Consider the following 24,943-nt stretch of genomic DNA (forward strand, 5'->3'; position numbering starts at 1 on the left):
GACCCTCGGTCCGCGGATGGGCGACGCCGCAGCGGACGTCTTGATCGGCGGACCGGGACCGGACCTGGCCCCGGCCGAGGCCGCCCTTCTTGCGTAACGGCTGCGTCATGGTCGTCCCTTCACGGATGGTGGTCAATCACGTTCGGCGAGTTCGCGACTCGCGTCGAGGTAGCTCATCGCCCCGCGCGAACCGGGGTCGTAATCGATGATCGTCATGCTGTACCCGGGTGCCTCGGAGACCTTGACGCTGCGTGGGATCACCGTCCGCAGCACCTTGGTTCCGAAGTATCGGCGCACCTCTTCGGCCACCTGGTCGGCGAGCTTGGTCCGGCCGTCGTACATGGTGAGGATGACGGTGGTCACGTCGAGCCGCGGATTGAGGTGCGCCTTGACCATCTCGATGTTGCGCATCAGCTGTGACACGCCCTCGAGCGCGTAATACTCGCACTGGATCGGGATCATCACCTCCGGCGCGGCGACGAGTGCGTTGATCGTCAGCAACCCCAAAGACGGTGGGCAGTCGATGAAGACGTAATCGAAGTCGAGGTCGTCGAGGTCGGCCAGGGCGGTCCGCAACCGGTTTTCACGGGCGACCATGCTCACCAATTCGATCTCGGCGCCCGCCAAGTCGATGGTGGCCGGGACGCAGAACAGGCGTTCGTTGTGCGGGCTGCGCCGCAGCGCGTCCTTGACCGCGACCTCGCCGATGAGGACTTCGTACGACGAGGGCGTGCCCGACTGCCGGTCGGTGATTCCGAGCGCCGTGCTCGCGTTGCCCTGTGGGTCGAGGTCGATGACCAACGTCTTGAGTCCCTGAAGCGCGAGGGCGGCGGCGAGGTTCACCGCGGTGGTGGTCTTGCCGACGCCGCCCTTCTGATTGGCCACCGTCAGCACCCGGCGGTGCCTCGGCCGACGCAGGGGCGGATAGGTGGTGTGCAAAACCCGCATCGCCCGTTCCGCCGCGGCGCCGATCGGCGTATCGAATTCGTCCGCTGTTTCACGTGAAACATTCGCTGCGGGATCGACGATCGGCATAGGTGGCGGTGCGGCGTCGGGTGCGCCGGGCGACGGGATGTGCGCCGCGGTCGAAGTCGACGCCGGCGCGCTCGGCTGATCTCCCGGACTCGTCATTGGTTCCCGGCCTTCCCGGTCCGTGCCGGCTGGTGGCGCGGCTGCTTTCCGCGTCGGGCTATAACTACGGTTGCGGGGGGACGCAAATAGGTCGCGCCACATGTCACCACCCTGGCATCAACGGCGCCCGATGCTGCCATCACACGCCGGTACTGTTCAACTTCCTCGCGGCCGCGCTCGCCTTTGATCGCCAGCATGCGCCCGCCCGGCCGAAGCAATGGCATGCTCCACTTCGTCAACTTGTCCAACGACGCAACCGCTCGCGACACCGCCGCATCCCTTTCCCCGAACTGGTGACGTACCCACAGTTCCTCGGCACGGCCGCGGACCACTTCGACGGCTAACCCTAGTTGGTCGACGACCTCGCTGAGAAATTCGCTGCGGCGCAGCAGCGGTTCGAGGAGCACCATCTCGAGGTCGGGTCGCGCGAGGGCCAACGGGATGCCGGGCAACCCGGCGCCGCTCCCGATGTCGATCACCCGCTCCCCCTCATCCAGCAGCTCGGCCACCGCCGCGCTGTTGAGGAGATGCCGGTCCCAGATACGACCCACTTCGCGCGGACCGAGCAGTCCACGTTCCACCCCAGGCCCGGCCAACAACTCCCCGTACCGGCACGCGAGGTCGGTTCTCGGACCGAAGATCGTCGCGGCGGCTTCCGGCATGGCGGGGTCCGGAGACGCCGGCGCGCCAGCTGGAGGATCGCCGGGCCCGCCATGTTTCACGTGAAACATCCTTCGCTCGCCTGACGCACACTGGCCTCGGCGTGGGAACTACACCGCTGTAACTCGCTAGTCGTGCAGCACGACGACCCGCCGCGCGGGCTCCACGCCCTCGCTTTCGCTGTGCACACCAGGCACCGCAGCGACCGCGTCGTGGACGATCTTGCGCTCGAACGGCGTCATCGGCGCCAGCTCCTCACGCTCGCCGGACTCCAACACCCGTCGCGCCACCTTGTCACCCAGGGCCGCCAGCTCGTCGCGGCGCCGCCGACGCCAGCTCGCGATGTCGAGCATCAGGCGGCTCCGCACACCGGTCTTCTGGTGGACTGCCAGTCGGGTCAGCTCCTGTAGCGCGTCGAGCACCTCGCCGCCGCGCCCTACCAACTTGTTCAAGTCGTTGCTGCCGTCGATGCTCACCACCGCCCGGTTGCCCTCGACGTCCAGATCGATGTCGCCGTCGAAGTCCAGCAGGTCCAGCAGCTCCTCCAAGTAGTCGCCGGCGATTTCGCCCTCGGCCACCAAGCGCTCTTCCTGGTCGTCGAACTCGTCGGCGTCCGCCTCTGCGCCACTCTCGGACGGCCGCTCTGCGTCCAGCTCGGTGTCCACGTCACGTTCGGTGGTGGTGTCTGCGTCGGTCATGTCTTTCTCTCCCTCATCCGCGGGTCCCGCCAACCGGGTCGCACCGCCCGGTCCGGCTATGTCTCCGTTGTCAGCGTTTACGTTTCTTGGGGCGCGCCCCCGGCCGCGGGGTGCGGTTCACCGCCCCACCGTCTTGGCCGCCTGCATCCGGCTTCGCCGCCTGGGGCCTGCCTGCCGGTGCCTCCCCATCGGGGGCGTCCGACTCGGCCTCCCCCTCCCCGGCCGTTGCCGATCCGTTCCCACCGGGCTGCCCAGCCTTGGGGTTGCGCTTCGGTTTGGCCCCCGGCGCCGGTGCATTGGCCGCGCGTCGCTGCAGCGCTTCCTGCTTCTTGGCCTCGTCTTCTTTTTCGATCATCCCGAACACGTAGTGCTGCTGGCCGAACGTCCAAATGTTGTTCGCGAACCAGTACAGGATGATCGCCAGCGGAAGGAACGGGCCGCCGACGACGACACCGAGCGGAAACACGTACAGCGCGAGCTTATTCATCATCGCCGTCTGCGGATTCGCGGCGGCTTCCGGGCTCTGCCGCGCCACCGATGCCCGGCTGTTGAAGTACGTCGCTATGCCGGCCAGGATCATCACCGGTGCCCCGACCGCGATGACCGCGGGCCGGCTGAAGTGCGTGAAGGCGTCCAACCCGGTGCGTTGCGTCATGAATGCGCCGATCGGTGCGCCGAACAGGTTGGCGTCCAGGAAGTGCCCGACGTCGGTCGGGCTGAAGACGTAGTTCCCGGTGAGGCGGTTCTGGGCGACCGACAAGTGGGGCTGCCCGAAGCCGCCCGTGGTTCGGTTGAACGACCGCAACACGTGATACAAGCCGAGGAACACCGGGATCTGCGCGAGCATCGGCAGGCACCCGAGGATCGGGTTGAACCCGTGCTCGCGTTGCAGCTTCTGCATCTCCAGCGCCATCCGTTGGCGGTCCTTGCCGTACTTCTTCTGCAGCGCCTTGATTTGCGGTTGCAGTTCCTGCATTTGGCGGGTGGTCCGGATCTGCCGCACGAAGGGCTTGTACAACAACGCCCGCAGGCTGAAGACGAGGAACATCACCGCGAGGGCCCACGCGAAGAAGTTCGACGGACCCAACATCGAAGCGAACAGCTTGTACCAGGCCCACATGATCCACGACACCGGGTAATAGACGAAGTCGAGGCTAAAGAAATCAAACAAGAGTTCCACTCTCCCCTCGCGCCGCCGGGCTGGCCCACGCGTCGCTGGCATCTTCGAAGTTCACTTGGCATCCCGGGCGTTCCGGTATCGGATCCCATCCGCCCGCATGCCATGGTCCGCACTTGGCGAGCCTGACCACAGCCAACCAACTCCCCCGCAACAAGCCGTACTCGGTCAGCGCCTCGACCGCATACTGGCTGCACGTCGGGACGAAACGACATGTCGCCGGCCGCAATGGCGAGACCATGTGCCGGTACAGCTGGATCACGTAAACCGCGCCGCGCACGGCCATCGCGCCCACCGACTGGACGAGCCGCGCGCTCACCGCTCCCGTCCCGCCGACTCGAGCGCGCGGCGTAATCCCCGGCGCAGCTCCTGCTCCAACCGCGCCGACGATGCGGTCCGGCTCCCGGGCAACGCCCGGATCACCATCCGGTCACAATCGTGGAGCTCACCCAGAACGGATCGCGCCACATGGCGGAGCCGACGCGACACCCGGTGGCGTTCGACGGCCGAACCCACGGACTTCCCGACGATCAGTCCGACGCGGGGACCGGTTGCTCCCTCGTCGTCGTCCGCATGCCGGAGATGCACGATGACATCGGGCTGCGCCGCGCGACTTCCGCGCTTCACCGTCGCGTCAAACTCCGTTGACCGCCTCATGCGGTTGCGTGCGGAAAGCACCGCGGAAAAACCCGGCGTTGCGATCAGGCAGATAGCGCGCGGCGACCCTTACGGCGCCGGCTCGACACAATCGAGCGTCCGGCGCGGGTACGCATGCGCAGCCGGAAGCCGTGCACGCGGGCTCGGCGCCGGTTGTTCGGCTGGAAGGTCCGCTTGCCCTTGGCCACGACGTTCTCCTCGTTGTGTCTCGCATTTCCATCCGGCCGGCCACGCGCTCGCTCGTCTGCAGGCCGGTCGGAGGTAATCTTGCTTGCTGCTGGCCGGCGCGGTCCCCAGGCGGACCTGGGTCGCAGCCGCATCGCCGACTTTCGGGCGACTGTTTGAGGGTACTGACCGCGCTTCGCCTGGTCAAACCTCGCCTGCCCCAACGCACCCGCTCGATCCCGGCGCAAAACATCGCAGCGGCCGCCCGGCCCCCGTCGGGCATCACATCGGCGTCGAGTCAAACCAGGCCCACCGGACCCTAAACAACCCGATTGGAATGCAGCAGAACGGTTGGCAGCCGCACGGAAAACTGTTAGCTTCTGCCAGTGTCGTTTTAGACTGCGACGACGTTTGACAACGATGCGAGGATGGTGGATCGACTAGCTGCCTAGACGGCCTTCATGGTTTTCTTCCAGCACGGAGATCGCGAGCCGTCGCCGGTAGGTTGTGGTTCGCATACGCTCATCCTGTCCACACCTGTGTATAACTATGTGGACAGTTGCTTTGTCGCCAAGCGTGGTTGTACTTCGACCCGGGATGCTCGAGAACCAGGGGGATGCGTCGTTGACCGATGACCCCGGTTCAAGTTTCACCACCGTGTGGAACGCGGTCGTGTCCGAGCTCAACGGTGAATCCGTCCCGGACGGGCTCGCCGCCAACCGCACCACCCTCATCACTCCCCTCACCCCCCAGCAGCGAGCCTGGCTCAACCTCGTCCAGCCGTTGACCATCGTCGAGGGGTTCGCGCTGTTGTCGGTGCCCAGCAGTTTCGTTCAAAACGAGATCGAACGTCATCTGCGCACGCCCATCACCGACGCCCTCAGCCGCCGGCTCGGACAACAGATCCAACTCGGGGTGCGCATCGCGCCGCCCGACGACAACACCGACGACGTTGTGCTTGCGCAAGCCGACCCGTTCCTGCAAACCGAAGCGCCGATTCCCGACGACGACACCGGTGAGACCGACGACGCCGACGAGGGCGGTGAAGCCGCCGACAGTCCGCAAAGTTGGCCGAACTACTTCACCGAGCGCCCGCATCCCGCGGACCCGGCCGTCGCCGGAGGCACCAGCCTCAACCGGCGCTACACCTTCGACACGTTCGTCATCGGGGCGTCCAACCGTTTCGCGCACGCCGCGGCCCTGGCCATCGCCGAAGCGCCGGCGCGCGCCTACAACCCGCTGTTCATCTGGGGCGAATCCGGTCTGGGCAAGACCCACCTGTTGCACGCCGCCGGCAACTACGCGCAACGACTCTTCCCGGGCATGCGCGTCAAGTACGTCTCCACCGAGGAATTCACCAACGACTTCATCAACTCGCTGCGCGACGACCGCAAGGTCGCCTTCAAGCGCAGCTATCGCGATGTCGACGTGTTGCTGGTGGACGACATTCAGTTCATCGAGGGCAAGGAAGGTATTCAGGAGGAGTTCTTCCACACCTTCAATACGCTGCATAACGCCAACAAGCAGATCGTCATCTCCTCCGACCGGCCCCCCAAGCAGCTGGCCACGCTCGAAGACCGGTTGCGCACCCGGTTCGAATGGGGCTTGATCACCGACGTCCAGCCGCCCGAGCTCGAGACCCGGATCGCGATCTTGCGCAAGAAGGCGCAGATGGAACGCCTGGCGGTCCCCGACGACGTGTTGGAACTCATCGCCAGCAGCATCGAACGCAACATCCGCGAACTCGAGGGTGCCCTGATCCGGGTGACCGCGTTCGCCTCGTTGAACAAGACTCCGATCGACAAGGCCCTGGCCGAGATCGTGCTACGTGACCTCATCGCCGACGCGAGCACCATGCAGATCAGCGCGGCCACCATCATGGCGGCCACGGCCGAGTACTTCGATACCACCGTGGAAGAACTGCGCGGCCCCGGTAAGACGCGGGCGCTCGCGCAGTCCCGCCAGATCGCCATGTACCTGTGTCGCGAGCTCACCGACCTGTCGTTGCCCAAAATCGGGCAGGCATTCGGGCGTGACCACACCACCGTCATGTATGCCCAACGCAAGATTTTGTCCGAGATGGCAGAGCGACGTGAGGTCTTCGATCACGTCAAGGAGCTCACCACTCGCATCCGCCAGCGCTCCAAGCGCTGACGCCAGGCTCCTCTGAGCCCCGGCCCGGCAAGTAATTTCAAAAAACTTCTCGCACGCCTGTCACACGCGCCACAGTCAGAGCTTGTGCGCAGGACTGTGCACAACGCAATGAAACAGCCGTGTAGTAACCGGCGCTGCGTGCACAACCGCGCTTCGTCCCCAACCACCCAACACCCGACCCACAGTTGTGCACCTTGTCATCCACAGCCCGATCGCGGCCCTAGCTGGACCGAGCCACAGCTGTCCCCAGAATGCACAGCGCTTATTACTAGTACTGAGATCTCTTCGTCGTTTCTTCTTTGAAATACAGCTTTGGGGACGTCAGGTTCCGCGCCCGCCGATAACCCGCCTTGTCGGGCTTAGCGATTAGCTTTCAAGATGGCCTCCGACGATCTACGGTTGTTCTTCGACTGCCGTTGCGGTCGTTGTTGGCATGACGTGTCAGTGGCGTTCGCGGCGGAACCCCGTGCTAGCGGGGGGAAGCTAGCCACTGGACTTTTGAACGCTCGGTAGGTGAAGGGACGCTATGGACGCGGCGACGACGAGAGCTGGCTTCAGCGACTTGAAGTTTCGTTTGGTGCGGGAGTCCTTCGCGGATGCGGTCTCGTGGGTGGCGAAGAATCTGCCGACTCGGCCGGCGGTGCCGGTGCTGTCGGGAGTGCTGTTATCCGGCACCGACGAAGGGCTGACGATCTCCGGGTTCGACTACGAGGTTTCCGCCGAAGCGCAGGTTGCAGCCGAAATAGCTTCTCCCGGAAGCGTTTTGGTATCGGGCCGGTTGTTGTCCGACATCACCCGGGCGTTGCCCAACAAGCCGGTCGACTTCTACGTCGACGGTAATCGGGTCGCGCTGAACTGCGGCAGCGCCAGATTCTCGCTCCCGACCATGGCGGTCGAGGATTATCCGACGCTGCCGGCGCTACCGGAGGAGACCGGGTCGCTGCCCGCCGATCTCTTCGCTGAAGCCATCAGCCAGGTGGCCGTCGCCGCCGGCCGGGACGACACATTGCCGATGTTGACCGGGATTCGGGTCGAGATCTCCGGTAACACGGTGGTTTTGGCGGCCACCGATCGGTTCCGGCTGGCGGTGCGCGAGCTGACCTGGTCGGCATCGTCGCCCGACATCGAAGCGGCGGTCTTGGTACCCGCGAAAACGTTGGCCGAGGCCGCCAGGGCGGGCGCCGACGGTTCCGAGGTTCGGTTGTCGCTGGGCGCCGGCAGCGGCGTGGGCAAGGACGGGCTGCTCGGGATCAGCGGCAACGGGAAACGGAGCACGACGCGCCTTCTGGATGCGGAGTTCCCGAAGTTTCGGCAACTCTTGCCGGCCGAGCACACGGCGGTGGCCACCATCAACGTGGCCGAGCTGACGGAGGCGATCAAGTTGGTGGCGTTGGTGGCCGATCGCGGTGCACAGGTGCGGATGGAATTCTCCGAGGGCTCGCTGCGGTTGTCCGCGGGTGCCGACGACGTCGGCCGGGCCGAGGAAGACCTTGCCGTCGATTTCGTCGGCGAGCCGTTGACGATCGCGTTCAACCCGACGTATCTGACCGACGGGCTCGCGGCGGTCCATTCGGAGCGGGTGTCGTTCGGTTTCACCACCCCGGGCAAACCGGCACTGCTGCGGCCGGCGTCCGGTGACGACAGTTCGCCCAGCGGGAACGGCCCCTTCGCGGCCCTGCCGACGGATTACGTCTACCTGTTGATGCCAGTTCGGTTGCCCGGATAGGTGTACGTCCGGCATTTGGGACTGCGCGATTTTCGGTCCTGGGCGCACGCCGACCTCGAATTGGAGCCGGGCCGGACGGTGTTCGTCGGTTCCAACGGGTTCGGTAAAACGAATCTCATTGAGGCACTCTGGTTTTCGACGACCTTGGGATCCCATCGGGTAGGCACGGACACACCACTGATCCGGACGGGGGCCGACCGGGCTGTGGTCTCGACAATCGTGGTGAACGAGGGCAGGGAATGTGCGATCGATCTGGAGATCGCCGCGGGGCGAGCGAACAAGGCCCGGTTGAACCGGTCACCGGTGCGCAGCACGCGTGAGGTGATCGGTGTTTTGCGCGCCGTGCTTTTCGCCCCGGAAGACTTGGCGTTGGTGCGCGGGGATCCCGCGGAACGGCGCCGGTATCTCGATGACTTGGCCACGGTGCGGCGGCCCGCGGTGGCCGCGGTGCGTACCGATTACGAGAAAGTTCTGCGGCAACGCACCGCCCTGTTGAAATCCGCCTCCGGGATACGGCATCGCGGTGACAGAAGCGCCCTGGACACCCTCGATGTGTGGGACAGCCGGTTGGCCGAATACGGGGCCGAGTTGATGGCGGCGCGCATCGACCTGGTCAACCAGTTGGCACCCGAGGTGGAGAAGGCCTATCAGCTGCTGGCACCGGCGTCCCGGCCGGCGTCGATCGCCTACCGGACCAGTCTGGGCGCGCCGGCGGAGGTAGACGAGGGCGCCAATTCTCGCGAATTTCTTGAGGCCGCGATGCTGTCCGCGCTGGCCGAACGCCGCGACGCCGAACTGGAACGCGGTATGTGCCTGGTGGGCCCGCATCGTGACGACCTTGAACTGTGGTTGGGTGAGCAACCCGCGAAAGGCTTTGCCAGCCATGGGGAATCATGGTCATTCGCGGTGGCGTTGCGGCTGGCGTCGTACGAGCTCTTGCGGGCCGACGGGAGTGAACCCGTGTTGTTGTTGGATGACGTGTTCGCCGAACTCGACGCCGCGCGGCGGCAGGCGTTGGCGACGGTCGCGGAGTCGGCGGAACAGGTTTTGGTCACCGCGGCGGTGGCAGAAGACATCCCGGCGGGCTGGTCCGCCAGGCAGGTGGACATCGAATTGCGGGACGACGACCTGGGGCGCGTCTCGGCGGTGCGGTCATGACGGGCGACGAACAACAATCAGCCGGGGCGGCGGACCCGGCTTTGGCGCGTGGGATGGACCTGGTCCGGCGCACGCTCGAGGAGGCGCGCGCGGCGGCGCGCGCCCAGGGAAAGGACGCGGGCCGTGGGCGGTCGGTGCCATCGGCCACCCGGCGGGTGGCGGGCCAGCGGCGCAGCTGGTCGGGCCCGGGGCCCGACGCCCGTGATCCCCAGCCGCTGGGCAGGCTGGCGCGTGACTTGGCCAAGAAGCGCGGTTGGTCGGCGCAGGTCGCCGAAGGCACGGTGCTGGGCAACTGGTCCACGGTGGTGGGGGCGCAGATCGCCGACCATGCGACACCGACCGCGTTGAGCGACGGTGTGCTGAGCGTGGCGGCCGAATCGACGGCGTGGGCCACCCAGTTGCGGATGATCCAGGCACAACTGCTGGCGAAGATCGCCGCGGCGGTCGGCAACGGCGTGGTGACGTCGCTCAAGATCACCGGGCCGGCCGCGCCGTCGTGGCGCAAGGGTCCGCGTCATATCCCCGGCCGAGGCCCCCGCGACACTTACGGGTAGGTCGTCGACCGGCACCAACGATCCCCAGACCGGCCTTTATCAACAGGCCGCTCAAAGCCGCTAGGACGACATGAACCGCCTGGACGCACGTCGGGACGCGGCGGGAATAGAGAAATTGCCCGCACGGCGCAGTTAGCTGGGTAGAAACGCGCCCGGAGAATCGGTACGGACGGCCCATCACGGTAGACTGACGGAATGCGACTGACGCGGTGACTGGAACCGCCCGCATGAAACCCCAAGGAGAGCATTCCGACCGTGGCTGCCCAGAAGAAGAAGGCGCAAGACGAATACGGCGCTTCAGCGATCACCGTGCTCGAAGGGCTGGAAGCGGTCCGCAAACGCCCCGGCATGTACATCGGGTCCACCGGTGAGCGTGGTCTGCACCACCTCATCTGGGAGGTGGTCGACAACTCGGTGGATGAGGCGATGGCCGGCTACGCCACCCGGGTTGACGTGCGGCTCCTCGACGACGGCAGTGTGGAGGTCGCCGACGACGGGCGCGGCATTCCAGTGGCGATGCACGCCACCGGTGCCCCCACCGTCGACGTGGTGATGACCCAGCTGCACGCCGGCGGCAAGTTCGGCGGCGAGAACAGCGGCTACACCGTCAGCGGCGGGCTGCACGGGGTCGGGGTGTCGGTGGTCAACGCGCTCTCCACCCGCCTGGAAGTCAACATCAAGCGCGACGGGCACGAGTGGTTTCAGTATTACGACCGCGCCGTGCCCGGCACCCTCAAGCAGGGCGAGGCGACGAAGAAGACAGGGACCACCATCCGGTTCTGGGCCGATCCGGAGATCTTCGAAACCACCCAGTACGACTTCGAGACCGTGGCGCGGCGTCTGCAGGAGATGGCGTTCCTGAACAAGGGCCTCACGATCAACCTTACCGACGAACGAGTCGAGCAGGACGAGGTCGTCGATGAGGTGGTGAGCGACACCGCGGAGGCGCCCAAGTCCGCCGAGGAGAAGGCGGCGGAATCGACTGCGCCGCACAAGGTCAAGCACCGCACGTTCCACTACCCGGGTGGGCTGGTCGACTTCGTCAAGCACATCAACCGCACCAAGAGCCCGATCCAGCAGAGCGTGATCGACTTCGACGGAAAGGGCCCGGGCCACGAAGTCGAGATCGCCATGCAGTGGAACGGCGGCTACTCGGAGTCGGTGCACACGTTCGCGAACACCATCAACACGCACGAGGGCGGAACCCACGAAGAGGGCTTCCGCAGCGCGCTGACCTCGGTGGTGAACAAATACGCCAAAGACAAGAAGCTGCTCAAGGAGAAGGATCCCAACCTCACCGGCGACGACATCCGGGAAGGCTTGGCTGCGGTCATCTCGGTCAAGGTGGCCGAGCCGCAGTTCGAGGGCCAGACCAAGACCAAACTGGGCAACACCGAGGTCAAGTCGTTCGTGCAGAGGGTGTGCAACGAACAGCTGACGCACTGGTTCGAGGCCAACCCGTCTGAGGCGAAAACCGTTGTGAACAAGGCAGTTTCGTCCGCACAGGCCCGGATTGCGGCGCGCAAGGCGCGCGAACTGGTTCGCCGCAAGAGCGCCACCGACTTAGGCGGGCTGCCCGGGAAGCTGGCCGACTGCCGCTCCACTGACCCGCGCAAGTCGGAACTGTATGTGGTGGAGGGTGATTCGGCCGGCGGCTCGGCGAAAAGCGGTCGCGATTCTATGTTCCAGGCGATCCTCCCGTTGCGCGGCAAGATCATCAACGTCGAGAAGGCCCGCATCGACCGGGTGCTGAAGAACACCGAAGTCCAGGCGATCATCACCGCGCTGGGTACCGGGATTCACGACGAATTCGACCTCACCAAGCTGCGCTACCACAAGATCGTGCTGATGGCCGACGCCGACGTGGACGGCCAGCACATCTCGACGCTGCTGCTGACCCTGTTGTTCCGGTTCATGCGGCCATTGATCGAGAACGGACACGTGTTCTTGGCGCAGCCGCCGCTGTACAAGTTGAAGTGGCAGCGCACCGATCCGGAGTTCGCCTACTCCGACCGTGAGCGCGACGGCCTACTCGAGGCGGGGCTCAAGTCGGGCAAGAAGATCAACAAAGAGGACGGCATTCAGCGGTACAAGGGTCTGGGCGAGATGGACGCCAAAGAGTTGTGGGAAACCACGATGGACCCGTCGGTGCGGGTGCTGCGTCAAGTCACGCTCGACGACGCCGCGGCCGCCGACGAGTTGTTCTCCATCCTGATGGGCGAAGACGTCGATGCCCGCCGCAGCTTTATCACCCGCAACGCCAAAGACGTTCGCTTCCTGGATGTCTGACCGACTCGTCGGGCACGCCAACCCACAAAGGGGACTAGATGACTGACACCACGCTGCCACCGGGCGACGAGGCCGGCGACCGCATCGAACCTGTTGACATCCAGCAGGAGATGCAGCGCAGCTACATCGACTATGCGATGAGCGTGATCGTCGGGCGCGCATTGCCCGAGGTCCGCGACGGCCTCAAACCGGTGCACCGCCGCGTGTTGTATGCCATGTACGACTCGGGCTTCCGCCCGGACCGCAGCCACGCCAAGTCGGCCCGCTCGGTCGCTGAGACGATGGGCAACTATCACCCTCACGGTGACGCGTCCATCTACGACACCTTGGTGCGCATGGCCCAGCCGTGGTCACTGCGGTACCCCCTGGTCGACGGCCAGGGCAACTTCGGTTCCCCGGGCAACGACCCGCCGGCCGCGATGAGATACACCGAGGCGCGGCTGACCCCGCTGGCCATGGAGATGCTGCGTGAAATCGACGAGGAGACAGTCGATTTCATTCCAAACTATGACGGTCGGGTGCAGGAGCCGACGGTGCTGCCCAGCCGGTTCCCCAACCTGTTGGCGAATGGCTCCGGCGGCATCGCGGTCGGCATGGCGACCAACATCCCACCGCACAACCTGCGCGAGTTGGCCGAAGCCGTCTACTGGTGCCTGGACAACCACGAGGCCGATGAAGAAGCCACCCTGGCCGCAGTCTGCGAGCGGGTCAAGGGCCCCGACTTCCCCACCCACGGTCTGATCGTCGGGTCGCAGGGCATCCACGATGCCTACACCACCGGTCGCGGATCGATCCGGATGCGCGGAGTCGTTGAGATAGAAGAAGATTCGCGGGGCCGCACCTCGATCGTCATCACCGAGTTGCCCTATCAGGTCAACCACGACAACTTCATCACCTCGATCGCCGAGCAGGTCCGCGACGGCCGGCTTACCGGCATCGCCAACATCGAGGACCAATCCAGCGATCGGGTCGGCCTGCGCATCGTCGTCGAAATCAAGCGCGACGCGGTGGCCAAGGTGGTGCTGAACAACCTCTACAAGCACACCCAGCTGCAGACCAGCTTCGGCGCGAATATGTTGTCGATCGTCGACGGGGTGCCGCGCACGTTGCGGCTCGACCAGATGATCCGCTACTACGTCGCGCACCAGCTCGACGTCATCGTCCGGCGCACCACCTACCGGCTGCGCAAGGCCAACGAACGCGCCCACATCCTGCGCGGCCTGGTCAAGGCGCTCGACGCGCTCGACGAAGTCATCGCCCTGATCCGGGCGTCGGAAACCGTCGATATCGCCCGGGCCGGGCTGATCGAGCTGCTCGATATCGACGAGATCCAGGCCCAGGCCATCCTCGATATGCAGCTGCGGCGGCTGGCGGCCCTGGAGCGCCAGCGCATCATCGACGACCTGGCCAAGATCGAAGCCGAGATCGCCGACCTGGAAGACATCCTGGCCAAGCCGGAACGGCAGCGCGCGATCGTTCACGACGAGCTCGCCGAGATCGTTGACAAGCACGGCGACGACCGTCGTACCCGGATCATCGCGGCCGACGGTGACGTCAACGACGAGGACCTGATCGCCCGCGAAGAGGTCGTCGTCACCATCACTGAGACCGGCTATGCCAAGCGAACCAAGTCCGACCTCTACCGCAGCCAGAAACGCGGCGGCAAGGGCGTGCAGGGCGCCGGCCTCAAGCAGGACGACATCGTGCGACACTTCTTCGTCAGCTCCACGCACGACTGGATCTTGTTCTTCACCACGCAGGGCCGGGTCTATCGCGCCAAGGCGTACGAACTGCCCGAGGCGTCCCGGACGGCGCGCGGCCAGCACGTCGCCAACCTTCTGGCCTTCCAGCCCGAGGAGCGCATCGCCCAGGTCATCCAGATCCGCGGCTACGAGGACGCCCCGTACCTGGTGCTGGCGACCCGCAACGGCCTGGTCAAGAAGACCAAGCTGACCGACTTCGACTCCAACCGGTCGGGCGGGATCGTGGCGATCAACCTGCGCGACAGCGACGAGCTCGTCGGCGCGGTGCTGTGCTCGTCGGATGACGACCTGCTGCTGGTGTCGGCCAACGGTCAATCGATCCGGTTCTCGGCGACCGATGAGGCACTGCGCCCGATGGGGCGCGCCACCTCCGGCGTGCAGGGCATGCGGTTCAACACCGACGATTATCTGTTGTCGCTCAACGTGATTCGTGAAGGTACGTACCTTTTGGTGGCGACGTCGGGTGGCTACGCCAAGCGCACCGCGATCGAGGAGTACCCGGTGCAGGGGCGCGGCGGCAAGGGCGTGCTCACCGTGATGTATGACCGTCGGCGCGGCAAGCTGGTGGGCGCACTGATCGTCGACGACGACAGCGAGCTCTACGCCATCACCTCCGGAGGCGGCGTGATTCGCACCGCCGCGCGCCAGGTCCGCAAGGCCGGACGACAGACCAAGGGCGTGCGGTTGATGAACCTGGGCGAGGACAACACGCTGCTGGCCATCGCGCGCAACGCCGAGGAAAACGCGGACGAAGTCGTCGAGGAAGCGGAAGGCGACACAGAGTCCGACGGCTGATCGGTGACAATCCGGGCGGTCCGGGCCACAGCCGGGCAATTAGACTCGGCCCGACCAGACAAAATGCGACTGCCTTCGCCCGCGCGGCCCTGGTAGGAGATGTAAGGAGTCGGGGTGACCTCACCGAACGAGCCGGGCGCCCCCAAAAAGGGCGACGGCCTTAATGGGGATGGTTCGGCCGAGCGCGCCGGTATACACCGCGCGACTCCGCCAGCACAGGCCGGCCGGGCCGCGGACGCCGGTGATTCACCGCCGTGGCAGCAGCGTGGCGGGGCCCGGCCCCCGCAGGCACCCCAGCGCCAGAACGAGCCCCCCACCGAGGCGCGGCCGTCTGCACCGCCGACGGGAGTCGAGGCCCGGCTCAACCGGTTCATCTCCGGCACCGCGGCGCCGGGCGCCGGCGCGCCCCCACAGGGCAAGATCCCGCCTCACGACACGGACGCTCCCGCGGGCCGCGCCGACGGGCCGCCCGCGGAGGCCTACGCCAGCGAGTTGCCGGACCTTTCCGGCCCGACCCCGCGGGGCCCGCAGCGCAAGACGCCCCCCGACCGAACCGGCGAGCCGTCGGGCCAGCAGGGCCCTGGCCGTTCGTCGGCCCCCGAAAACCGCGAGGGGCGCGAAAGCCGCACCCAGGTGTCCCGGCGACCGCGCGGCCCGGTGCGCGCCAGCATGCAGATCCGCCGGATCGATCCGTGGAGCACGCTGAAGGTGTCCCTGCTGCTCTCGGTCGCCCTGTTCTTCGTCTGGATGATCGCCGTGGCGTTCCTGTACCTGGTGCTCGGGGGCATGGGTGTGTGGTCGAAGCTGAACAGCAACGTCGGTGACCTGTTGAACAACACCAGCGGCAGCAGCGGCGAACTGGTGTCCAGCGGCACCATCTTCGGCGGCGCCGTGCTGATCGGCTTGGTCAACATCGTGTTGCTGACCGCGATGGCCACGATCGGCGCCTTCGTCTACAACCTGAGCACCGACTTGATCGGCGGCGTCGAAGTGACGTTGGCCGACCGCGACTAGCATTTTTGGGGGTGGGGCGGCGAGTGCGGTAATCTCGTCGCTCGGCCGTACGCGTGTACGGGCCTATAGCTCAGGCGGTTAGAGCGCTTCGCTGATAACGAAGAGGTCGGAGGTTCGAGTCCTCCTAGGCCCACAACCATGTGCCCGTCACGACGTTGCGTAAGACTCGCCCTGCCAATCACGGTGATCGCTGTGGTGGCGGCGGTGGCGCGGTACCGACGCGGGGTCGAGGTCTGGCACGTGGCGGTGGACGACACATCCGGTCAGCCACCCGATCACATCGAGGGGCCTTAGCTCAGTTGGTAGAGCACCGCCTTTGCAAGGCGGGTGTCAGGGGTTCGATTCCCCTAGGCTCCACAAATCACGGGCGGGGCTGCACGTCGACGCTGGGGGGCCGAGACTGCGGCTCCTGGGGCTTCTCCCGCACCTGGCGCCGCACAATGCTGAACGCGACGGCGCCGCCGGCGAGGACCGCGACCGCGACCCCGGCGAAGATCAACGGTCGTCTGGTCCGGCGCTGAGCGCGCCGCGCGTCCTGAAGCGCCTGCGGCAGCCCCGCCACCACCTCCTGTGCGGCCGCCAACTCCTGGGCCAGCGTCTCTTGCGCGGCCGCGAGTTCCTTGGCGAGGCGCCCGTCTTGGTATTTGCGACGAATCTGCGATGCGGTCGACTGCGCCGACTGGACACCCAGGCCGACGACGCCGCGTGTCACGTCCACCGGCCCCAGGGTCGAGTAGGTCAGCCCGCGGGTCAGTCGCTCCCGCGGGGTCAGCCGGGAATCCGCCTTCGCGCTCATCTGCCGCCTTTCTGTGCGTGCTGAACAGACTGCCAGCATAGGGACACCGGCGGAACCCTTCTGTGCGCGACGCGGTTTCGGTGGCAGCCCGGCTGGAGCGACACCGGGTGCAGGCGGGCCCGCGCGTAATGGCAGACTCTCATGCCGTGACCAACAGCCCCTTTCAGACCGCTACCGCCACGCTGCACACCAACCGCGGCGACATCAAAGTCGCCCTGTTCGGAAACCACGCGCCCAAGACCGTCGCGAACTTCGTCGGCCTGGCGCAGGGCACCAAGGAGTACTCGACCCAGAACGCATCGGGCGGGTCCTCCGGTCCGTTCTACGACGGCGCGGTCTTTCACCGGGTGATTCAGGGCTTCATGATCCAGGGCGGCGACCCGACCGGAACCGGCCGCGGCGGCCCCGGTTACAAGTTCGCCGACGAGTTCCACCCCGAGCTGCAATTCGACAAGCCGTACCTGCTGGCGATGGCGAACGCGGGTCCGGGCACCAACGGCTCCCAGTTCTTCATCACCGTGGGCAAGACGCCCCACCTCAATCGCCGCCACACCATCTTCGGTGAAGTGACGGACCCGGAGTCGCAGCGCGTCGTCGAGGCGATCTCGACGACGGCCACCGACGCCAACGACCGCCCCACCGAGCCGGTCGTCATCGAGTCGATCACGATCTCCTAGGCCCCGCCCTACGGCGGTCCGGTCAGCGCGGGCGAGGGCCCGCGTAACCGGCCGCCGTCAGTGCGTCGAGCACCTCCAGCGGATCCGTCCCCAGATCCCATCGGGAGAACAGCACCAGCCCGTCGTCGGCGTTCTCGACCTCGAGGAGCCGGACTTTGCGTCCGTAGCGGCGGAACTCGGTGATCCGGATGATCTTGATGTCGCTCGCCCGTAATACCTGCGTCCGGAACCATCCGCGGAGCACCAGGCCGTCGGCGGTAATTGCCAGCTTCGGCCGCGCGCGCCACGTCGCGCCCGCAAACAAGATCAGACCAGCCGCGGCAATCCCCGCCAAAACCCGCCCGGGCGGGTCTGTGACTACGGTCACACTCGCGATAGCCATCAAAACGCCGGCGACCCCGCAACCAGCGATTCCTGCCGCGTGCGGCTGCCATTGCGTTTGCTGCACGCGCTCCTCAGCCCCTCCTACCACGGGCGATGGAGTTATCCACAGACGCTATCAACAGTGGGGATAAATCACACGCGTGTGATTGGGTGGTCGGAATGTTGCTGGCGCAGTAACGGAGCAACTCAAAAATGAATTCATTCCGGCGCGTCTCGTGCTCAGTGCCACCGCATCGTCAGCAACAAACCGGTGATCATGAAAGCGAACGCGATGGCGTAGTTCCACGGCCCCAGTTGCGCCATCCAGTTAAGGGCGGTGGGCGCTTGGCTGCCGACGGCCGCTAACTGAAACACCATCAGCCAGACCAGGCCGATCAGCATGAGACCGACGAACAGGGCCACGAACCACACACTCGACGGCCCGACCTTCACCTTCACCGGCGTGCGACTGACCGAGCTGACGGTGAAGTCGTTCTTCTTGCGGACCTTGGACTTGGGCATGATTACCTCAACAAGACGGTGAGCGGGACGGGGTGCAACGATGAAGACCGCAGCTGCACGCACAGCTTGGCTACGAGACTAACCCACTCGGCGCGGTGACCAGGAAATTGGAGACCCGATGAGCGACGGACGGCGGTCACCGTGGCGCTTCGGCGTCCCGGTGGTGTGCCTGTTGGCCGGGCTGCTGCTGGCCGCCACCCACGGGGTGTCCGGCGGCGCCGAGATCCGCCGCAGCGACGCCCCCCGGTTGGTGGACCTGGTCCGCGAGGCCCAGTCGTCGGTGAACCATCTCAACGCCCAGCGCGACGAGCTGTCGGGCAAGATCGACGCCGCGCACGGACGGTCCTCGGATCGCGCGCTGGCGGCGATGCTGCGACGCTCGGCCGAGCTGGCAGTCGAGGCGGGCATGAATCCGGTGCACGGGCCGGGCCTGGTGGTCACCCTGGAGGACGCCCCACGCGACGCCAACGGCCGGTTCCCGCGCGATGCGTCCCCCGACGACCTGGTCGTGCACCAGCAGGACATCGAGGCCGTCCTCAATGCGATGTGGAGCGCCGGCGCCGAGGCGATCCAGATGCAGGACCAGCGCATCATCGCCACCTCGGTGCCGCGGTGCGTCGGCAACACCCTGCTGCTCAACGGGCGCACCTACAGTCCGCCCTACACGATCACCGCGATCGGCAACGCGGCCGCGATGCAAGCCGCTCTGGCCGCCGCTCCCCTGGTCGTCCTGTACCGCCAGTACGTGGTCCGGTTCGGGCTGGGCTACCGCGAAGAGGTCAAGCCCGACGTCCAGGTCGCCGGCCACACCGAGCCGGACCGGCTGCATTTCGCCCAGCCCATGGGAACCATCGGCTACTGAGTTTCCGCGGACGGTAACCTGGGACGGTGCGGATCCTGGTCGTCGACAACTACGACAGCTTCGTGTTCAACCTGGTGCAGTACCTGGGCCAGCTGGGCGTCGAGGCCGAGGTGTGGCGCAACGACGATGCCAGGCTTTCCGACGAGTCCGCCGTCGCCAGGGGGTTCGACGGTGTGCTGCTCAGCCCCGGGCCGGGAACGCCGGAACGCGCGGGCGCTTCCATCGCTCTGGTGGGTGCGTGTGCCGCCGAGCGCACCCCGCTACTCGGGGTCTGCCTGGGACACCAAGCCATCGGCGTGGCCTTCGGCGCGACCGTGGACCGCGCACCCGAGCTGCTGCACGGCAAGACCAGCAGCGTGTTCCACACCAATGCCGGTGTGCTGCAAGGGCTTCCGGATCCATTCACGGCGACCCGCTATCACTCGCTGACCATACTGCCGGAGTCACTGCCCCCGGTGCTGGAGGTGACGGCGCGCACCCGCGGCGGCGTCATCATGGGCGTGCGGCACAGCGAGTTGCCCATTCACGGCGTGCAGTTCCACCCGGAGTCGATCCTGACCGAGGGCGGACACCGGATGCTGGCGAACTGGCTGGCGTACTGCGGCTGGGGCCGCAACGACACGCTGGTCCGCCGGCTCGAGAACGAGGTCCGCGCGGCCGTGCAGCCCTACTTCCCGGCCGACCCGGCCGCTACTGGCCGAACTTCAGCGTGATGATGCCGTCGCGGTTACACCCGGTGCCGGCCGGCGGGTTCTGATACACCACTCGGTGGGACTGGGAGCCACCCGCGTCCACGTCGGGGCCCTTGTCCAGCACCCCGGTCCAGCCCAGCGCCCGTAACCGCGGCTCGGCGTCCGTCCAGAACATGCCGCTCAGGTCGGGCATCGTGAACTGGTTGCCCTTGGACACCTGCAACTCGATCACCGAATCCACCGGAACCGTCTGGCCCTTGGGCGGGTTGGTGCCGATGACCTCGCCCGCCGGGCGGGTGCTGTCCACCTGCGCCTGGGTGATCTTGGTGAAGCCGTAGACCGTGAGATTCTTCTGCGCGACGTCGACGGTCTGGCCCGCGACGTCGGGCACCTGTTTCGTCTCCGGGCCCGAGCCGACGATCACGGTGATCACGTTGGTGATCGCCGACGTCTGGTTGGCCGGAGGGTTGGTGCCGATCACCTTGCCGAGCAGCTCCGGGCTCGACGGGGAATTGGCCTGCTTGAACTTGCCGAACCCGGCCGCTTTGAGCTTGCTGACCGCGTCGGAGTAGCTCAGCGAGGAGACGTCGGGCACCTCGCGCTGTTCGGGACCGGTCGAAACGTTGAGGGTGATCTCGTCGCCCGCGCTCACCGACGCGTTGGCGCCCGGATCCGTGCTGATGACGTGGTCGGGCGGGATCGTCGAATCGGGCTTTTGCAGCGTGCGCGTCTTGAAGCCGCGGTTCTGCAGCGCCGCAATGGCGTCGGCGGACACCTGGCCCCGCATGTCGGGCACCTGGACGTCGCGGGTGGTGCCGCCGAAGGTGTTGAAGGCGATGACGACGACGATCGTCAGCACCGCCAGCGCCGCGACCGCGACGATCCAGCGACCGACCGAGCCGCCGTTGCGGTCCTCGATGCGACGGAGGGGTTGCCGCGGGAGCGGATCGGTGCGGGGGCCGGGCAGGTTTCCGCCCGCGGCGAGCAGCGAGGAGCGGTCGGCGTCGGTGAGCACCTTGGGCGCTTCGGGGGTTTCGCCGTTGTGCACCCGCACCAGGTCGGCGCGCATCTCGGCGGCCGTCTGGTAGCGGTTGTCCGGATTCTTGGCCAGCGCCTTGAGCACGACAGCGTCGAGGTCGGCGGAGATGCCCTCGTGCCGCCGCGACGGTGGAATCGGGTCCTCGCGCACGTGCTGGTACGCGACCGCGACCGGGGAGTCACCGGTGAAAGGCGGCTCGCCCGTGAGGATTTCATAGAGCACGCAACCCAGCGAATAGACGTCGGAGCGGGCGTCGACGGTGTCGCCGCGGGCCTGCTCGGGCGACAGGTACTGGGCCGTCCCGATCACCGCCGCCGTCTGCGTGACGCTGTTGCCGCTGTCGGCGATCGCGCGGGCGATGCCGAAGTCCATCACCTTGACCGCATTGGTGTTGCTGATCATGATGTTCGCCGGCTTGACATCGCGGTGGATGATGCCGTTCTGGTGGCTGAAGTTCAGCGCCTGGCACGCGTCGGCGATGATCTCGATGGCCCGCCGCGGGGGCAGCGGGCCGTCGGTGTGCACGATGTCGCGCAGGGTGACGCCGTCGACGTACTCCATGACGATGTAGGGCAGCGGACCCGTCGGGGTTTCCGCCTCGCCGGTGTCGTACACCGCCACGATCGACGGGTGATTGAGCGCCGCGGCGTTCTGCGCCTCGCGGCGGAACCGCAGATAGAAGCTGGGATCACGGGCCAGGTCGGCGCGGAGCACTTTGACCGCGACATCGCGGTGGAGCCGGACGTCGCGGGCCAGGTGAACCTCGGACATACCCCCGAATCCGAGGATTTCGCCCAGTTCATAACGGTCAGACAGGTGCTGAGGGGTGGTCATCGTGTTATCTCGTGTCGGGCCGGTGAGACGCTGGGCTTCGGTCGTTCACCCCACCCGCGCTCGGCCGGCCCTCGTTGCAGTCCAGGATTACCTATCGCCGCGCGATCCGTCCAATTGAGCCGCAGCGCGGGGCCCGGCGCGGAACCGCTCGGGGTCTTGCTCGCCGGCGGCGCCGGCGGCCCGCCGGTGTCGGTGACCGTCGGGGGCGGCGGCTGCTGCTGGGTGTCCGCGCGGGAATTGATGACGATGAGCACCGCGATGATGATCGCCAACGCTCCCAGCACCCCGGCGGCCCACAGCAACGCGCGCTGACCCGAGGAGAAGGTGCGCCGCGCCGGTGGTGGGCGGTGACCGCCGGTGGCCGGCCGGGATCGGCGTGGGGCCGGGGCCCGAGTGCTGGTGACGGCGGCCGCCCTGGTCGTCGGGCTGGACGGGATGGCCGCCGGCGACGCGCGCCCGGGGGGCGGCGACTGGCTGGGGCGCGGCGGGCGCCGGCCGGCCCGCACGGCCGCCACGGCGTCGGCGAAGGGGCCGCCGCTGCGGTAGCGCATCGCCGGATTCTTGACCAGCGTGATCTCGATGAGCTCCCGCACGTTGGACGGCAGTTCTGCGGGCAGCGGGGGCGGCGGCTCCTTGATGTGCTTCATCGCCACCGTCAGGGCGCCGTCACCGGTGAAGGGCCGCTTGCCCGACACGACCTCGTAGCCGACGACACCCAGCGAGTACACGTCGCTGGCGGGGGTCGCGTCGTGCCCGAGGGCCTGTTCGGGGGCGATGTACTGTGCGGTGCCCATGACCATTCCGGTCTGGGTGACCGGCGCGGCGTCGACGGCCTTGGCGATACCGAAGTCGGTGATCTTGACCTGGCCGGTCGGGGTGATCAGGATGTTGCCCGGTTTGACGTCGCGGTGCACCAAGCCGGCGGCGTGCGCGACCTGCAGCGCCCGGCCGGTCTGCTCGAGCATGTCCAGTGCGTGCCGCAGCGACAGCCGGCCGGTGCGCTTGAGCACCGAGTTCAGCGGCTCGCCATTGACCAGCTCCATCACCAGGTAGGCGGTGCGGCCCTCCCCGTCCAGCTGGCTCTCGCCGTAGTCGTGGACCTGGGCGATGCCGGGGTGGTTCAGCATGGCGGTGGTGCGCGCCTCGGCGCGGAACCGCTCGATGAATTCCGGGTCCTGGGAGAACTCCTGCTTGAGCACCTTGACCGCGACGCGCCGGCCGAGCCGGCTGTCCACGGCCTCCCAGACTTGGCCCATGCCACCGGTGGCGATCAGGCGCTGCAGGCGGTATCTGCCAGACAGCGTCACACCAACTCGCGGGCTCATGGTCCTCCCTGTAGCGCGGCTTGGATCACAGCCCGTCCGATCGGCGCGGCGAGTGCACCTCCCGTCGCGGACAGGCGGTCGCCGCCATTCTCCACCAACACTGCCACGGCGACTTTGGGCGTCTGCGCGGGCGCGAAGGCGATGTACCACGCGTGCGGCGGCGTATTTCGCGGATCGGTGCCATGCTCTGCGGTACCGGTCTTGGATGCGATCTGCACGCCGGAAATGGCCCCTTTCTGCTGCGCGACCTTCTCGGCGCCGACCATCAGCTCTGTTAGCTTAGCGGCGACCTGGGGTGACACCGCGCGGCGCTGCTGATAGGGAACGGTGGTGCTGATGTTCGCCAGGTCGGGGCCCTTGAGGCTGTCGATCAGGTAGGGCTGCATCGTGATGCCGTCGTTCGCGATGGTCGCGGCGATTTGAGCGTTCTCCAGCGGTGTCAGCGCGACGTCCTTTTGGCCGATGCTGGACATGCCCAGCGCGGCCGCGTCCGGGATGATCCCGACCGTCGACTCGGCGACCTGCAGCGGGATCACGCTCGGTGTGGTGTCCAGACCGAACGAGCGCGCCATACTGCGCAGCGCATCCGACCCGGTGTGGATGCCGAGCTGGACGAACGCCGTGTTGCACGAGAAGGCGAACGCCTGCTTGAGCGACACCGTGAGCTCATTGCCACAGGGCTGGCCGCCGTAGTTCTCCAGCGTCGCGGTGCTGTCCGGAAGCTGGATGGACGCCGCCGCGGTCAGCTGCTCGGCATCGGTCGCACCGGCCTCCAGGGCCGCCGCGGTGGTGACCACCTTGAAGGTGGAGCCGGGCGGGTAGGTCTCCGAGATGGCGCGGTTGGTCAGGGGGTTGTCGGGGTCGTCGCGCAGCCGCTGCCACGCCTGCGCCTGCACCTGAGGATCGTGCGACGCGAGCAGATTGGGGTCATACGACGGCGATGACACCATGGCCAAGATCTTGCCGGTGGACGGCTCGAGGGCGACGACGGCGCCCTTGCACGGCGGCCCGCCGCAGCCCTGCTGCATCGCATCCCACCCGGCCTGCTGGACCCGCGGCCGGATGGTGGTGTCGACGTTGCCGCCGCGGGGATCGCGGCCGGTGAAGAAGTCGGCCAGCCGGCGCCCGAACAGCCGCTCGTCCGACCCGTTCAGCAGCGGGTCCTCGGCACGCTCCAAGCCGGTGCTGGAATAGCGCAGGGAGTAGAAGCCGGTGAGCGGCGCGTAGACAGCGGGATTGGGATAGACCCGCAGAAAGCGGAACCGGCTGTCGGTGGCCACCGAGTAGGCCAGCAGTTGGCCACCGGCGACGATCTGGCCGCGCTGCCGCGAATACTCGTCCAGCAGGACCCGCTGATTGCGCGGGTCGGCCCGCAGCGAGTCGGCGGCGAACACCTGCGTCATGGTGGCGTTGAGCAGCAACAGCACGATCAACGCCATGACCGTGAGCGAGATGCGGCGCAGCGAGGTGTTCATACCTTCTCGATCACCTCGGTCTTGGCCGCCGCGATCGGGGCGTCCTTGCGGTCACGGCCGCGCAGGGGGTGCCGCGCGCTGTTGGAGATGCGAGCGAGGATGGCCAGCAGTATGTAGTTGGCGAGCAGTGACGATCCGCCGTACGACATCCACGGCGTGGTGAGCCCGGTCAGCGGGATGAGTTGCGTGACGCCGCCGACGACGATGAACAACTGGATGGCCAGGGTGGACGCCAGACCCGCGGCCAGCAGCTTGCCGAAGCTGTCCCGCGTCGCGATCGCGGTGCGCATGCCGCGGATGATGACGATGGTGTACAGCATCAAGATGCTGGCGAACCCGACCAGCCCCAGCTCTTCACCGAAGGCCGCGATGATGAAGTCGGTCGACGCGGCCGGAACGGTATCGGGTTGGCCGTTG

Annotated in this window: 24 protein-coding genes and 2 tRNA genes; 12 read left to right on the forward strand and 14 right to left on the reverse strand. The window is 66.8% G+C overall.

Annotated elements, in window-relative coordinates; genetic code table 11:
* Positions 1 to 132: 132 nt before the first annotated feature.
* The 7 genes from A5713_RS00005 to rpmH form a co-directional block, all read right to left on the reverse strand.
* Positions 133 to 1,035: a ParA family protein gene (locus tag A5713_RS00005; RefSeq protein ID WP_082972685.1), complete on the reverse strand. Its 903-nt coding sequence runs from the start codon at positions 1,033 to 1,035 to the stop codon at positions 133 to 135.
* Between the two features lie 92 nt (positions 1,036 to 1,127).
* Entirely contained in the window at positions 1,128 to 1,862 is a 735-nt protein-coding gene (gene rsmG, locus A5713_RS00010) for a 16S rRNA (guanine(527)-N(7))-methyltransferase RsmG (protein ID WP_068091203.1), read from the reverse strand.
* Positions 1,863 to 1,919: 57 nt separating this feature from the next.
* Positions 1,920 to 2,489, reverse strand: a complete 570-nt coding sequence (locus tag A5713_RS00015; RefSeq protein WP_067919581.1) for a R3H domain-containing nucleic acid-binding protein — start codon at positions 2,487 to 2,489, stop codon at positions 1,920 to 1,922.
* Between the two features lie 70 nt (positions 2,490 to 2,559).
* Positions 2,560 to 3,669, reverse strand: coding sequence for a membrane protein insertase YidC (gene yidC / locus A5713_RS00020; RefSeq protein ID WP_102419197.1), 1,110 nt, complete (start codon positions 3,667 to 3,669; stop codon positions 2,560 to 2,562).
* Positions 3,653 to 3,952, reverse strand: a complete 300-nt coding sequence (yidD, locus tag A5713_RS27100; protein WP_082972688.1) for a membrane protein insertion efficiency factor YidD — start codon at positions 3,950 to 3,952, stop codon at positions 3,653 to 3,655. The genes yidC and yidD overlap by 17 nt, the downstream gene beginning before the upstream one ends.
* Before the next feature lie 29 nt (positions 3,953 to 3,981).
* The gene (gene rnpA / locus A5713_RS00030; protein WP_082972686.1) at positions 3,982 to 4,344 is read right to left on the reverse strand and encodes a ribonuclease P protein component; all 363 of its coding nucleotides are present in this window, start codon (positions 4,342 to 4,344) and stop codon (positions 3,982 to 3,984) included.
* A gap of 23 nt (positions 4,345 to 4,367) precedes the next feature.
* A complete protein-coding gene (gene rpmH / locus A5713_RS27105) occupies positions 4,368 to 4,511 on the reverse strand; it encodes a 50S ribosomal protein L34 (protein ID WP_073880743.1) in 144 nt (47 codons plus the stop codon).
* 601 nt (positions 4,512 to 5,112) lie between these two features.
* Between rpmH and dnaA the strand changes: the two genes are divergently transcribed.
* From dnaA to A5713_RS00075, 9 genes are all read left to right on the forward strand, one after another.
* A complete protein-coding gene (dnaA, locus tag A5713_RS00035) occupies positions 5,113 to 6,642 on the forward strand; it encodes a chromosomal replication initiator protein DnaA (RefSeq protein WP_068091235.1) in 1,530 nt (509 codons plus the stop codon).
* Between the two features lie 526 nt (positions 6,643 to 7,168).
* The gene (gene dnaN / locus A5713_RS00040) at positions 7,169 to 8,368 is read left to right on the forward strand and encodes a DNA polymerase III subunit beta (RefSeq protein ID WP_068091210.1); all 1,200 of its coding nucleotides are present in this window, start codon (positions 7,169 to 7,171) and stop codon (positions 8,366 to 8,368) included.
* Complete coding sequence (recF, locus tag A5713_RS00045; protein WP_068091213.1) at positions 8,369 to 9,526, forward strand: DNA replication/repair protein RecF; 1,158 nt, start codon at positions 8,369 to 8,371, stop codon at positions 9,524 to 9,526.
* Entirely contained in the window at positions 9,523 to 10,080 is a 558-nt protein-coding gene (locus tag A5713_RS00050; RefSeq protein WP_068091216.1) for a DUF721 family protein, read from the forward strand. The genes recF and A5713_RS00050 overlap by 4 nt, the downstream gene beginning before the upstream one ends.
* A gap of 255 nt (positions 10,081 to 10,335) precedes the next feature.
* On the forward strand, positions 10,336 to 12,369 hold the full coding sequence (gene gyrB, locus A5713_RS00055; protein ID WP_067919574.1) for a DNA topoisomerase (ATP-hydrolyzing) subunit B: 2,034 nt from the start codon (positions 10,336 to 10,338) through the stop codon (positions 12,367 to 12,369).
* A gap of 38 nt (positions 12,370 to 12,407) precedes the next feature.
* On the forward strand, positions 12,408 to 14,927 hold the full coding sequence (gene gyrA / locus A5713_RS00060) for a DNA gyrase subunit A (protein ID WP_068091219.1): 2,520 nt from the start codon (positions 12,408 to 12,410) through the stop codon (positions 14,925 to 14,927).
* Positions 14,928 to 15,041: 114 nt separating this feature from the next.
* Positions 15,042 to 15,941 (forward strand): DUF3566 domain-containing protein, encoded by a 900-nt coding sequence (locus A5713_RS00065; RefSeq protein WP_068091222.1) that lies wholly within the window; start codon positions 15,042 to 15,044, stop codon positions 15,939 to 15,941.
* 59 nt (positions 15,942 to 16,000) lie between these two features.
* Positions 16,001 to 16,074 (forward strand) — tRNA-Ile (locus A5713_RS00070).
* A 151-nt stretch (positions 16,075 to 16,225) separates the two neighbouring features.
* A tRNA-Ala gene (locus tag A5713_RS00075) sits at positions 16,226 to 16,298 on the forward strand.
* A gap of 4 nt (positions 16,299 to 16,302) precedes the next feature.
* Here A5713_RS00075 and cwsA read toward each other — a convergent pair.
* On the reverse strand, positions 16,303 to 16,737 hold the full coding sequence (gene cwsA / locus A5713_RS00080; protein WP_067919570.1) for a cell wall synthesis protein CwsA: 435 nt from the start codon (positions 16,735 to 16,737) through the stop codon (positions 16,303 to 16,305).
* A 128-nt stretch (positions 16,738 to 16,865) separates the two neighbouring features.
* Here cwsA and A5713_RS00085 point away from each other — a divergent pair, with 128 nt between their 5' ends.
* The gene (locus A5713_RS00085) at positions 16,866 to 17,414 is read left to right on the forward strand and encodes a peptidylprolyl isomerase (RefSeq protein WP_067919596.1); all 549 of its coding nucleotides are present in this window, start codon (positions 16,866 to 16,868) and stop codon (positions 17,412 to 17,414) included.
* Positions 17,415 to 17,436: 22 nt separating this feature from the next.
* Here A5713_RS00085 and A5713_RS00090 read toward each other — a convergent pair whose 3' ends face one another.
* Both A5713_RS00090 and crgA read right to left on the reverse strand, forming a co-directional pair.
* Complete coding sequence (locus A5713_RS00090) at positions 17,437 to 17,862, reverse strand: PH domain-containing protein (protein ID WP_068091237.1); 426 nt, start codon at positions 17,860 to 17,862, stop codon at positions 17,437 to 17,439.
* A gap of 155 nt (positions 17,863 to 18,017) precedes the next feature.
* Positions 18,018 to 18,299 carry a cell division protein CrgA gene (gene crgA / locus A5713_RS00095; protein WP_055404552.1) on the reverse strand — a complete coding sequence of 94 codons (282 nt, stop codon included), beginning with the start codon at positions 18,297 to 18,299 and terminating at the stop codon, positions 18,018 to 18,020.
* A gap of 118 nt (positions 18,300 to 18,417) precedes the next feature.
* On the opposite strand from crgA, the gene A5713_RS00100 reads away from it, so the two are divergent.
* Positions 18,418 to 19,161, forward strand: a complete 744-nt coding sequence (locus tag A5713_RS00100) for a DUF881 domain-containing protein (protein ID WP_067919568.1) — start codon at positions 18,418 to 18,420, stop codon at positions 19,159 to 19,161.
* Positions 19,162 to 19,187: 26 nt separating this feature from the next.
* Positions 19,188 to 19,874 carry an aminodeoxychorismate/anthranilate synthase component II gene (locus A5713_RS00105; protein ID WP_068091224.1) on the forward strand — a complete coding sequence of 229 codons (687 nt, stop codon included), beginning with the start codon at positions 19,188 to 19,190 and terminating at the stop codon, positions 19,872 to 19,874.
* Here the strand turns inward: A5713_RS00105 and pknB are convergent.
* The 4 genes from pknB to A5713_RS00125 all read right to left on the reverse strand — a co-directional run.
* Positions 19,852 to 21,726: a Stk1 family PASTA domain-containing Ser/Thr kinase gene (gene pknB / locus A5713_RS00110; protein ID WP_068091227.1), complete on the reverse strand. Its 1,875-nt coding sequence runs from the start codon at positions 21,724 to 21,726 to the stop codon at positions 19,852 to 19,854. The two genes, A5713_RS00105 and pknB, sit on opposite strands and share 23 nt — an antisense overlap.
* A complete protein-coding gene (locus A5713_RS00115; protein ID WP_082972687.1) occupies positions 21,723 to 23,051 on the reverse strand; it encodes a serine/threonine-protein kinase in 1,329 nt (442 codons plus the stop codon). The genes pknB and A5713_RS00115 overlap by 4 nt, the downstream gene beginning before the upstream one ends.
* Positions 23,048 to 24,526, reverse strand: coding sequence for a D,D-transpeptidase PbpA (gene pbpA / locus A5713_RS00120; protein ID WP_068091231.1), 1,479 nt, complete (start codon positions 24,524 to 24,526; stop codon positions 23,048 to 23,050). The genes A5713_RS00115 and pbpA overlap by 4 nt, the downstream gene beginning before the upstream one ends.
* The coding region (locus tag A5713_RS00125; RefSeq protein WP_197509104.1) for an FtsW/RodA/SpoVE family cell cycle protein at positions 24,523 to 24,943 on the reverse strand (421 nt) is incomplete at its 5' end. The genes pbpA and A5713_RS00125, both read right to left, overlap by 4 nt.

Source organism: Mycobacterium sp. E2497 (assembly GCF_001668695.1).
In the GTDB taxonomy this organism is placed as follows: domain Bacteria; phylum Actinomycetota; class Actinomycetes; order Mycobacteriales; family Mycobacteriaceae; genus Mycobacterium.

Bases quoted from the DNA above. Each gene is read 5' to 3' on its own strand.
- cwsA (WP_067919570.1), bottom strand. From the start codon at position 16,737: ATGAGCGCGAAGGCGGATTCCCGGCTGACCCCGCGGGAGCGACTGACC.
- A5713_RS00015 (WP_067919581.1), bottom strand. From the start codon at position 2,489: ATGACCGACGCAGACACCACCACCGAACGTGACGTGGACACCGAGCTG.
- gyrA (WP_068091219.1), top strand. From the start codon at position 12,408: ATGACTGACACCACGCTGCCACCGGGCGACGAGGCCGGCGACCGCATC.
- A5713_RS00100 (WP_067919568.1), top strand. From the start codon at position 18,418: ATGAGCGACGGACGGCGGTCACCGTGGCGCTTCGGCGTCCCGGTGGTG.
- A5713_RS00050 (WP_068091216.1), top strand. From the start codon at position 9,523: ATGACGGGCGACGAACAACAATCAGCCGGGGCGGCGGACCCGGCTTTG.
- yidD (WP_082972688.1), bottom strand. From the start codon at position 3,952: ATGGCCGTGCGCGGCGCGGTTTACGTGATCCAGCTGTACCGGCACATG.
- rsmG (WP_068091203.1), bottom strand. From the start codon at position 1,862: ATGTTTCACGTGAAACATGGCGGGCCCGGCGATCCTCCAGCTGGCGCG.
- dnaN (WP_068091210.1), top strand. From the start codon at position 7,169: ATGGACGCGGCGACGACGAGAGCTGGCTTCAGCGACTTGAAGTTTCGT.
- crgA (WP_055404552.1), bottom strand. From the start codon at position 18,299: ATGCCCAAGTCCAAGGTCCGCAAGAAGAACGACTTCACCGTCAGCTCG.
- pbpA (WP_068091231.1), bottom strand. From the start codon at position 24,526: ATGAACACCTCGCTGCGCCGCATCTCGCTCACGGTCATGGCGTTGATC.
- A5713_RS00005 (WP_082972685.1), bottom strand. From the start codon at position 1,035: ATGCCGATCGTCGATCCCGCAGCGAATGTTTCACGTGAAACAGCGGAC.
- pknB (WP_068091227.1), bottom strand. From the start codon at position 21,726: ATGACCACCCCTCAGCACCTGTCTGACCGTTATGAACTGGGCGAAATC.
- A5713_RS00115 (WP_082972687.1), bottom strand. From the start codon at position 23,051: ATGAGCCCGCGAGTTGGTGTGACGCTGTCTGGCAGATACCGCCTGCAG.
- A5713_RS00085 (WP_067919596.1), top strand. From the start codon at position 16,866: ATGGCAGACTCTCATGCCGTGACCAACAGCCCCTTTCAGACCGCTACC.